At 37.2% G+C, this 9,041-nt stretch carries 10 protein-coding genes; 2 read left to right on the forward strand and 8 right to left on the reverse strand.

Features of this window, described 5'->3' with window-relative positions; translation table 11 throughout:
• Positions 1–6: 6 nt before the first annotated feature.
• The gene (locus ASG01_RS12885; RefSeq protein WP_055864237.1) at positions 7–441 is read right to left on the reverse strand and encodes an FKBP-type peptidyl-prolyl cis-trans isomerase; all 435 of its coding nucleotides are present in this window, start codon (positions 439–441) and stop codon (positions 7–9) included.
• 122 nt (positions 442–563) lie between these two features.
• Here ASG01_RS12885 and ASG01_RS12890 point away from each other — a divergent pair, with 122 nt between their 5' ends.
• Positions 564–1,556 carry a catalase gene (locus ASG01_RS12890; protein ID WP_055864239.1) on the forward strand — a complete coding sequence of 331 codons (993 nt, stop codon included), beginning with the start codon at positions 564–566 and terminating at the stop codon, positions 1,554–1,556.
• Between the two features lie 53 nt (positions 1,557–1,609).
• Here the strand turns inward: ASG01_RS12890 and ASG01_RS12895 are convergent, their stop codons facing one another.
• From ASG01_RS12895 to ASG01_RS12925, 7 genes are all read right to left on the reverse strand, one after another.
• Positions 1,610–2,635, reverse strand: a complete 1,026-nt coding sequence (locus ASG01_RS12895) for a TerC/Alx family metal homeostasis membrane protein (RefSeq protein WP_055864322.1) — start codon at positions 2,633–2,635, stop codon at positions 1,610–1,612.
• Positions 2,636–2,724: 89 nt separating this feature from the next.
• Positions 2,725–3,336: a TerD family protein gene (locus tag ASG01_RS12900; protein WP_055864240.1), complete on the reverse strand. Its 612-nt coding sequence runs from the start codon at positions 3,334–3,336 to the stop codon at positions 2,725–2,727.
• Between the two features lie 48 nt (positions 3,337–3,384).
• On the reverse strand, positions 3,385–4,305 hold the full coding sequence (locus tag ASG01_RS12905; protein ID WP_131725372.1) for a hypothetical protein: 921 nt from the start codon (positions 4,303–4,305) through the stop codon (positions 3,385–3,387).
• 30 nt (positions 4,306–4,335) lie between these two features.
• The gene (locus tag ASG01_RS12910) at positions 4,336–5,493 is read right to left on the reverse strand and encodes a toxic anion resistance protein (protein WP_082498366.1); all 1,158 of its coding nucleotides are present in this window, start codon (positions 5,491–5,493) and stop codon (positions 4,336–4,338) included.
• Positions 5,494–5,500: 7 nt separating this feature from the next.
• Positions 5,501–6,055, reverse strand: coding sequence for a TerD family protein (locus ASG01_RS12915; protein WP_055864244.1), 555 nt, complete (start codon positions 6,053–6,055; stop codon positions 5,501–5,503).
• The gene (locus ASG01_RS12920) at positions 6,045–6,869 is read right to left on the reverse strand and encodes a phosphoribosyltransferase family protein (protein ID WP_055864247.1); all 825 of its coding nucleotides are present in this window, start codon (positions 6,867–6,869) and stop codon (positions 6,045–6,047) included. The genes ASG01_RS12915 and ASG01_RS12920 overlap by 11 nt, the downstream gene beginning before the upstream one ends.
• 4 nt (positions 6,870–6,873) lie before the next feature.
• A complete protein-coding gene (locus ASG01_RS12925; RefSeq protein ID WP_055864248.1) occupies positions 6,874–7,542 on the reverse strand; it encodes an HAD family hydrolase in 669 nt (222 codons plus the stop codon).
• 283 nt (positions 7,543–7,825) lie between these two features.
• Between ASG01_RS12925 and ASG01_RS12930 the strand changes: the two genes are divergently transcribed.
• On the forward strand, positions 7,826–8,764 hold the full coding sequence (locus ASG01_RS12930; RefSeq protein WP_055864251.1) for a LamG-like jellyroll fold domain-containing protein: 939 nt from the start codon (positions 7,826–7,828) through the stop codon (positions 8,762–8,764).
• Positions 8,765–9,041 lie beyond the last annotated feature (277 nt).

Here is a 9,041-nt window from a genome sequence, read left to right on the forward strand (position 1 = left end):
GACAATTTATTTAATTCCCAAAAGTTCGACCTCAAAAATAAGGGTTGAGTTGGGACCGATTTCTTTGCTGATCTGCTCCTCACCATAGGCAAGATTCGGTGGTAAAAACAGTTTCCATTTGCTGCCGACAGACATTAGCTGCAACGCTTCCGTCCAGCCGGAAATTACTCTGTTTAAAGGAAACGATGCCGGAGTTCCTCTTTTTACTGAACTGTCAAAAACTTTTCCCTCGATCGTGGTGCCGTGATAATGACATTTCACCGTACTTCTCGGTCCCGGTTTTTCGCCGTCGCCTTCTTTCATTATTTCGTACTGAAGCCCGCTTGGCAATGTGATCACGCCTTCACGTTTTGCATTTTCTTCAAGAAAAGCTTTCCCTGCATTCAGGTTTTTTTCTGCCTGTTCTTTTTTGCGCTTAAAAAGCATATCTGCTACTCCCATTATTTTTTCAGTAAAGATAAAATTTTAAAAGGAAGCACAAATCTTAAAATTCAAAATAATATAATATTCTCTTAACGTAGAATAAAACACATGGCGTTATTATTGACTTCAGATAAAACACAATGCAGCAACCGATTCTTTACGACAAAATTTTTGACCAGCTTACCTACGAAGAAAAAATGCTTTTAGAAGAAAACAAAAAAAGCATTCAGGATTTTGTGGAGCATTCTTCGGCGATCAGCAACGTAAATCATTCTACGCGAAATGCGCACGCAAAAACATATGCAGTTCTGAACGGAATTTTTAAGATTGATAAAAATATCCCACGAAATATCCGTGAAATTTTAGACCGCGATAAATATTCTGTTACAGTGCGCCTGTCGAATGCGCATCTCAAAATCAAGAAAAATGATATTCCGGCGTATGGTTTTGCCATCAAAATCAAAGATGAAGCCAGCCGCACCATTGCGAATTTTCCGCTGGTAAATTTTCCGGTTTTTCCGATAAAATCGGTCTCGGATTTTCTGAAACTTTTTACTTCTGTTAACCGTTTTTTCATCAGCAAAAGAAAAGGATTATTGCCTCTGATCAAACAAATTTTTAAAATCTCACCGTATTTTTTCTCGACAGAATTTATAAAACACGCATTCAGCTTTTTAAAACGAAAGAACGATTTTCTGCTTTCGTTTAATTATTATTCGGTGGGCGTTTACCGTTTTGGGAATGAAATGATGAAAATTAAACTCAAGCCTAAAAACATTTCAAAAAGTTTCGGAAAAGATCTTCCGGTAAAAGAATCGGTAAACAAGTTTTGTTTTGAAAATGATTTCACGGCAGATGTTTTTCTGAAGTTTTGTTTCAATGAAAAAGATCAGCCGATAAATAATTTAAGCAAAAAATGGAAAAATTCGCCTTATGTAAAAGTTGGTGAAATTGTGATTCATAAAAATTCTTTAAGCAAAAATCACTGCGAGAACGAACTGCTTTCTTTCAATCCTTTTGAGAGCGCAGAGATGTTTTCTCCCGTTGGGAAGATTCAGAAACTTCGTGAAGAAACCTACAAAGTTTCGCTTCAGACAAGAAAAAGAATTAACAAACTTCTTAAATATCAATAGAAAAGGCTCTGCGAAATGCAAAGCCTTTTGTTTTATTTAAGATAAAATTTAATCTAAGCTTCCTCTTCTTTTTTATCTGGAAACGCGATAGAAACCAATACCGAAAGTATCAAAACGCCACCTACGATTCCCAAAGAAACCGGCGAAGAAATATGATACCAAGGCGCGATAAGCATTTTCACACCAATAAAAGCGAGAATAATTGCCAGACCGTACGGCAGTTTGCTGAACATATGAATGAAATTTGCCAGCAAAAAATATAAAGATCTTAATCCTAAAATCGCAAAAATATTTGAAGTATACAGGATGAACGGATCTTTTGAAATCGCAAAAATCGCAGGAATTGAATCTACCGCGAAAAGTACATCAGTAAACTCAATAACGGCTACAACCACCAAAAGTGGCGTCGCCATACGGATTCCGTTTTGTACCGTGAAAAACCTGTCGCCATCGTAGTTATCAGAAACTTTATAGAATTTCTTAATCAGTTTCGCACCTGCGGTATTGCTGTAATCTTCGTCTTCATCGTCGCCACCGCCGCCCCAGGAATTAATTCCGGCGTAGATCAGGAAGAGACCAAAAAGCGTCATCACCACATTGATTTTCACGGGATGACCGAAAATATTCATTTCAGGCAAATACGTAAGCTCGATCAGCTCAACGCCTGCAAAAATAAAGATCGCACGGAAGATTAACGCTCCGATAATTCCCCAGAAAAGAACTTTATGGTGTAGAAATTTCGGCACTTTAAAAAATCCGAAAACCAAGATAAAGACAAATAAATTATCTACCGACAATGCTTTCTCAATCCAGTACGCTGCCTGATATTGTGTGAATTTTTCTACCGCCACGGCATGACTTTCCTGACTTCCGTCTGTATTGAAAACCCAATAAACGACGCCCGAAAAAACCATCGAAAGTGAGATCCAAACAATCGACCAGATAGTCGCTTCTTTAGACGAAACCTCATGGCTTTTCTTATTAAAAACGCCAAGATCGAGCATCAGCATGATGATCACCGTTATGGCAAATCCCCAGACGAGACCGGGATGAAGTTCTAAAATATTATGACTTTCCACTATTTTTGATATATTTAGATGATATGAAAAAGCAACAGCCGTAAAAATACAGTCATTGCTCATTTAGTTTTTAAAATTAAAATCCCTCTTTACAAATATTTTTGCTGAACCGTCTGTATGGTCTGCTCAAGTTTTTTGTCTGCAGTGGGATCTCCAATGGCATTGAATTTCCACTCGCTGTTTTTTCTGTAAAAAACGCCCATCACCATTGCTACGTGTCCGCTGAAAGATTTGTCGTTGGCGATATCATATTTCGCAAAAACCTCGCGCACATTGGTCGGCGAACCTTCGTAAATACGGATTGAAGCGAAAGGAATCGTTCCGAAATCCTGTCCGCGGTAACTGTTCAAAACCAAAGCTACGTGATCAACATTTGCATCAAGTCCGGAAAAATCAATTGTAATCACCTCGTTATCCAGACCGTCGTCACCTTCAGTATCACCCGTAAGATCGTCGCCGCTGTGTTTTACCGAACCGTTTTTAGACTTTAAGTTTCCAAAATAAACCACTTCAGTAGCCGTTTTGTTTGCATCGTACAAAATGCAGCTTGCATCAAGATCTACCGCTTCTTTTTTGCTTCCGCCAAAAAAGCTTTTCTTCTCAATGGCGCCCCAGTTTATACCCACGCAAGCTTGTGTAAGCGTCGTACCGTTGGATTTCGTAAGGTTTATCCTCTGCCCTTTCTGTAAGTTAATAGCCATTTTATTTTTGTTTATTTATTATTGATATGATGTTAAAGTCTAAAATTTTTAATTATTTAAATTTAAATTGAGCATTGCCCGCAGAATATTGGTTTCTTCATTCACATCGAAAATCTTGCTCATGATGTCGATGCTTTCCAGATTTTTTAAGTAATCTTTTAAAACCAAATCTACGCCTTCCGGAAGTTTTCTTTTCTGTTCCTGAATCGTTTCTTCCAAATCTTCATTCCGTGCGCGAAGCTTCAAAATCAATGAAGCCTGATTAGAAACATTGGCCGAAATATCAATTTCTTCTTTCACCACATCTTTCAGATAGAGTTTTTTACCTTCCACGTCGAAAAAGAAATAATCATCCGACTGAAAAATCCTGAAAATCTCGTATTCCTTTCTTCCACATTTATATCCGCAGACAAATCGTACTTTGAAATTCTGAATATTCAGTTTTCCTAAAAGTTTCCGCTCAATCTGAAATTCCTGGTACAGATAATGCGGAATATTTCCAATCGTCAGCTTACTTTCTTCCTGCGTTTCGCGGTAAAATTCAGCGGCATATTTTTTATGAAAATACAAAACTTCATTCCAGTTATTCCGCTCTTTTTCTTCCGTCAAATCTGAATATACTTTATGCAGAAAATCTGAAAAAATTCCGCTGTAGAGTTTTCTTTCCAGATCAAAATGATCAGTCTGTTTCTCTTCAAAAGCTGCGATGTACTGATTATTGATGTTGATTTCGTTAATCACCGTCAGCAGATCGTGTTCTTTTTTCTTTTTTATTTTCGTTAAAAGCTCAATCAGACTGTCGGTATACTGCAGATGAAAAAGCTCAAGTTTGCTGTAATCAATCGTTTTATTTTCTTCAAATAATTTGTGGATAATTTCCGTTTTGATGTAGATCGAAAGCACATCGATGTTTTCAAAGAAATTAGAAAGAAGTTTAAGCCTTGTTAATCTTCTTTTGCTCTGGGACATTATGCTTTCTGCTTCACCATCCACGCTTTCCTAGCCTCTGATATTTGATTTTAATTCGTGCTCGAGTGTCTGCAAATCCTGATCCAGCTTGCGGCGGTTTTCTGTTCCCTGTTTTTGGATCTGTTTTACTTCATTTAATGTATTGATCAGCATTGCCGTAGTTTCCTTTAAAGTTTCGGCAGAAACAATAGTCTGCTCATTTGCACGCGCTACATTTCTTGAATTCTGGCCTAAACGCTCTGCATTTTTTCTCAAAATATCTTCCGTGGTCTGCGAAACTTTCTGCTGTACTTCGATATTCTGCTGCTGTCTGTGCATCGCTACCGCCAGCGAAAGCTGATTTTTCCAAACCGGCAAAGTAGTCGTAAGAATTGTCTGCGCTTTTTCGGCAATCGAAACGTTATTATTTTGCACAAGACGAATTTGCGGAAGCGATTGCATCATAATTAAACGGACCACTTTCAGATCTGCCAGTCTTCGGTCTAATCTGTTGATGAAATCACGTTTGTCTGCAATCTGATAATCCGCATAATTCTGTACGTTGGCTTCCATTTCTGCCAGTTCATCGCCTGCTTTCTGCATTCTTAGATTTCCGGCAATCACCAAATCTTCAATGGCTTTAATGGAATTCACATTGCTGTCGAAAATGGTCTGCAGTACTGCATTATCTTTCGTAGAAGTGATAATTCCGGCGTTTACTTTATGCGAAATCTGATCGATGTTACTGGTAATTTTATCGTATTTCGCGAAAAGATTATCAACCTGAGTCAGCATCTTTTTCATAAAAGGAAGCTTGCTCAGAAAACCTTTTACACCGCCATTATTAATTTCATCAACATCGACATAATTAAGCTCAATCAAAAGATTATTGATGAGTTCACCGACTTCTCCCGAGTTTGAGCGGCGCACATTTCCAAGAAAACTGTCACTCTGATTCGCCAATGTTTTCTGAAGATCAGAACCGAAATTGACAATCGATCCCGGATTTGTTTCATCAATCGCGTTGGCAATCGATTCATATTTCTGTCGGTCCTCATTTTTAATATGCGAGACATTTACATTTCCGTCACGGTCCATCAAAACGGGCGGGCCTGCATTTTCATGTGGTGCAGGAACATTCGGCTCGAAAGTTTTCAACGGTTCGATCGAAGAAAGCGGATCGTGATTTGGGTTATTTTGATTATCCATAAAATTCTTATTGATACATTGATACAAATTTGTCTAAGCCTTCTCTCTGTCCGCTTCCTACGGCTTCGAATTTCCATTCGCCGTTCCTGTTGTAGATTCTTCCGAATTCTACTGCCGTTTCTATCGAAAAATCTTCGTCGAGCTCATATTTCAAAAGCTCTTCGTTTGTATCTGTATTAAAAATTCTGATAAAAGAATTTCTTACCTGCCCGAAATTCTGCTTTCTGGCATCTGCCTCATGAATCGTCACCACAACGGTAATTTCTTTCACTGCAGCATCAATTTTAGTAAGATCGATTTTAATTTGCTCATCATCACCATCGCCGTCTCCTGTAAGATTATCTCCGGAGTGAATCACCGCTTTGTCCGGCGACTCCAGATTATTGTAAAAAACAAAATGACTGTCGGAAACCAGTTTTTTATCGTCTCCCAAAAGAAAAAGTGAAGCATCAAGATCGAACGCTCCGCCTGTAGACGTATTGTTGGTGTCCCAGCCCAGCCCGATCGTAAATTTTGGTGCGTTGATGTTTTCTCTCTGTCCTTTCTGTAAATTAATAGCCATAATTATATTCTGTTTGTGTTAAAGCATTGATATTGTTCTCATATTCGGCGATCAGGTGATAATTGTTGCTTATCGCAAGTTCCAGAAGAAGCTCAGCCTGACCACTTTTTATTTTAGACGTAAGATAATCAAAATTACTTGAATCGAGACCTAAAATATACTTTACTATTCGGGTATTAAACTCAAATCTCGGCTTGTGCATCACCTCGATCACATCATGTACATTTTTCACCGCGAAATAATTAAAATAATTTTCAATCTTTGGGTCGATGCTCATATCGGTGAGTTCAGCAAAGTATAGAAATACGAAATCTGCCTGCACATTATATTCATTCAGGATTTTAGTTACAGTAAATTCATGGCTTCCGGTGATTTTTATATCATCAATAAAAATACAGAGTTTATCTTTCAGAAAATCTTTATCAAGATAATACGTATCGTTGGCAATCAGTTTTTTACGGTCTTCAAAACTGAGATTCCCATAGTCTGTCGTGTACGTATGATTTCGGTTTATTTTTGAAATAATGCTTGCCTTTTTTCCGTTTTTAAAAAGATAAAAATCAAGTCTCTTTTTAAAATAAAAACACAGGAAATTCGACGCGGTCGGAATCGCCATGTACGGGCTCGGCAAAACGACAATCTGCTTATCTGTATTGAATATTTCGTCGTGATTTTCAAGAAGCCCGAGGAAAAGTTCTTCAGCAAATTTTTCGGCAAAAGTTTTATCGCCGTATTTGAAAAAACTGTAATCGGCGGGAGAAAAAGTAAAGTCTTGCGCAGAATTTATCTTGTGCAAACTGTATCGTAGATTCATGAAATTAATTTTGAATTAAATAAGCACTGAAACCAAAATCTCTCGCGCCATTGTAGTCAGCAACAAGATTGTCGCCAATGTGAAGAATTTTTTCAGGTAAAATGTTTTTATTTTTGATTTGATTTAAAACTGCTTTGAAAACTTCCGGATTTGGTTTTGAAAACCGTATTTCATCGGAATAGATCTGAAAATCGATGTACTGATCAAGTTTTTGGTGGTGTAAGAACTTCCGCATCGTTTTTCCTTTGATGAAACCGGTATTACTGAGAATATTTATGGTTTTCCCTGCGGATTTTATCTCTTCAAAGAGCCCGTGCACATTTTCCATAATAATCTGCGGATGATATTTCAGAAAAAGCTGCTCAGATTCAATGTAAAAATCTTCAAACAGCTTCATATTTAAAGTTTTAAGATCCACCTTTAATGAAGACAGAATCATCAGATAAATTTCGAAAGTTTCGATATTGCCACCTACGATCTCATTGCTTGTGTTGCAGAGATTATCATAGTATTTTACGGTCGACATAACATCGTCAAACGGCTTATCAATTTTAAAAAACGATTTAAAAAGCTCAGCTCTTTTTGTTTTAAATTCATAATGTGATTTGATGACAGTAAGCCAGAGATCAAAAGAAAAATGCTGATAATCCTGTATCGAAAAATTTGCTTTCACGAGTTTCTAAATTGAAAATGGTTATAAATGATGATGCGCATTTATATAATTTACCCCGCAAAATCAGTTCAAAGATAATTAAATTTTGCGGTGAAATATCTAATCTTTTTTAATTGAAATAATGACTTATCATGAATATAGTGAAATATCAGTAATTAAAATTATACACCTTAAACTTAACATAATATTTTAAAAATACCATTTAAAATATAAATATTTTATTAAAAAGGTAATTTATATAATTAATTTAATACATTTGTGGATTAAACAAATTAAGTAAGCTATGAAAAAACTTTCTCTTCTTGCATCCCTGATTTTCGCAGGAATGTTATCAGCTCAAACTCCGAGCTATGTACCGAGTACCAATCTTGTGGCCTGGTGGGGATTTACAGGTAACGCTAATGACTCGAGTGGCAACGCGAACAATTTGACGGTAATCGGTGCAACGCTGGTTGCAGACCGCGCTGGAAATGCAAATTCTGCTTACAGCTTCAACGGAACTACAAATTATCTGACGAAAAGTTCCCTTACGTATAATTTTTCATTAGCAGGAGCATACTCAGTTTCTTTCTGGATGAAAAAAAACGGTGCCTCGGAAGGTGTTGCCCTAATGAGCGGGTCTAACGTTCAGGGGAACTTTATCTGGCTTCTGCAGTGCGATACGACAAAAACGGTTTTCGGAACAAATGAGCAAGGTCAATCCTGGACATTTCTGAATGGTACAAACTATTCTACAACTGCCTGGGAGCATTTCGTTTTAGTTTATAATAACAAAGTGATGCAGATGTATAAAAATGGATCACTCGTCGGAACACTTACAAACACCTACACAACAGCAACATCGGCAGCATTACCATTTTACATTGGAAGTGCCATCGGTGGTGGCGGAAACATCAATGCCAATATTGATGATGTAGGAATTTGGAGCCGTACGCTGACTACCACTGAAATTTCGCAGCTATATTCTGCAGCGCTTGGTACAGCAGAAACAAAGAGTACACAATCTGCAGTAAACATTTCGCCAAATCCGGCCAAAGATTTTATTATGGTAAATTTCGTAGCCAAAACCAATGGTAACTATTCTATTGTTGACGTTAATGGCCGTACAGTACAAAACGGTATTTTATCAGCAGATAAGAAAGTGAATGTTGCTTCTTTAAATAAAGGAATGTACTTTATTCAGATCCAAGGATTACAGTCACAGAAATTTTTAAAAGATTAAAATTTAATTTTGCTTTTTGAACGAAGTCTCAGCAGATGCTGAGACTTTTTTATCTTATAATCGTGTCTAACCCAGATGTAAGTAAATCAGAAAGAGATTTGAGCAAAAAACTTTTAGAATACTAGATCTAAGACCAAATTTCATATTTACTTATCAGTACTTTTAGTTAGAAATTGGTCACAAAAAAACTCCTTCATTTTTTGATGAAGGAGTTATTGGAATAAAAAAAGACTGGCGGCGACCTACTCTCCCGCTTTCGCAGTACCATTGGCGCTGG

Origin of the sequence: Chryseobacterium sp. Leaf180 (assembly GCF_001424585.1) — a bacterium.
GTDB lineage: Bacteria > Bacteroidota > Bacteroidia > Flavobacteriales > Weeksellaceae > Chryseobacterium.

Bases quoted from the DNA above. Each gene is read 5' to 3' on its own strand.
- ASG01_RS12885 (WP_055864237.1), bottom strand. From the start codon at position 441: ATGGGAGTAGCAGATATGCTTTTTAAGCGCAAAAAAGAACAGGCAGAA.
- ASG01_RS12890 (WP_055864239.1), top strand. From the start codon at position 564: ATGCAGCAACCGATTCTTTACGACAAAATTTTTGACCAGCTTACCTAC.
- ASG01_RS12900 (WP_055864240.1), bottom strand. From the start codon at position 3,336: ATGGCTATTAACTTACAGAAAGGGCAGAGGATAAACCTTACGAAATCC.
- ASG01_RS12905 (WP_131725372.1), bottom strand. From the start codon at position 4,305: ATGTCCCAGAGCAAAAGAAGATTAACAAGGCTTAAACTTCTTTCTAAT.
- ASG01_RS12910 (WP_082498366.1), bottom strand. From the start codon at position 5,493: ATGGATAATCAAAATAACCCAAATCACGATCCGCTTTCTTCGATCGAA.
- ASG01_RS12915 (WP_055864244.1), bottom strand. From the start codon at position 6,055: ATGGCTATTAATTTACAGAAAGGACAGAGAGAAAACATCAACGCACCA.
- ASG01_RS12920 (WP_055864247.1), bottom strand. From the start codon at position 6,869: ATGAATCTACGATACAGTTTGCACAAGATAAATTCTGCGCAAGACTTT.
- ASG01_RS12930 (WP_055864251.1), top strand. From the start codon at position 7,826: ATGAAAAAACTTTCTCTTCTTGCATCCCTGATTTTCGCAGGAATGTTA.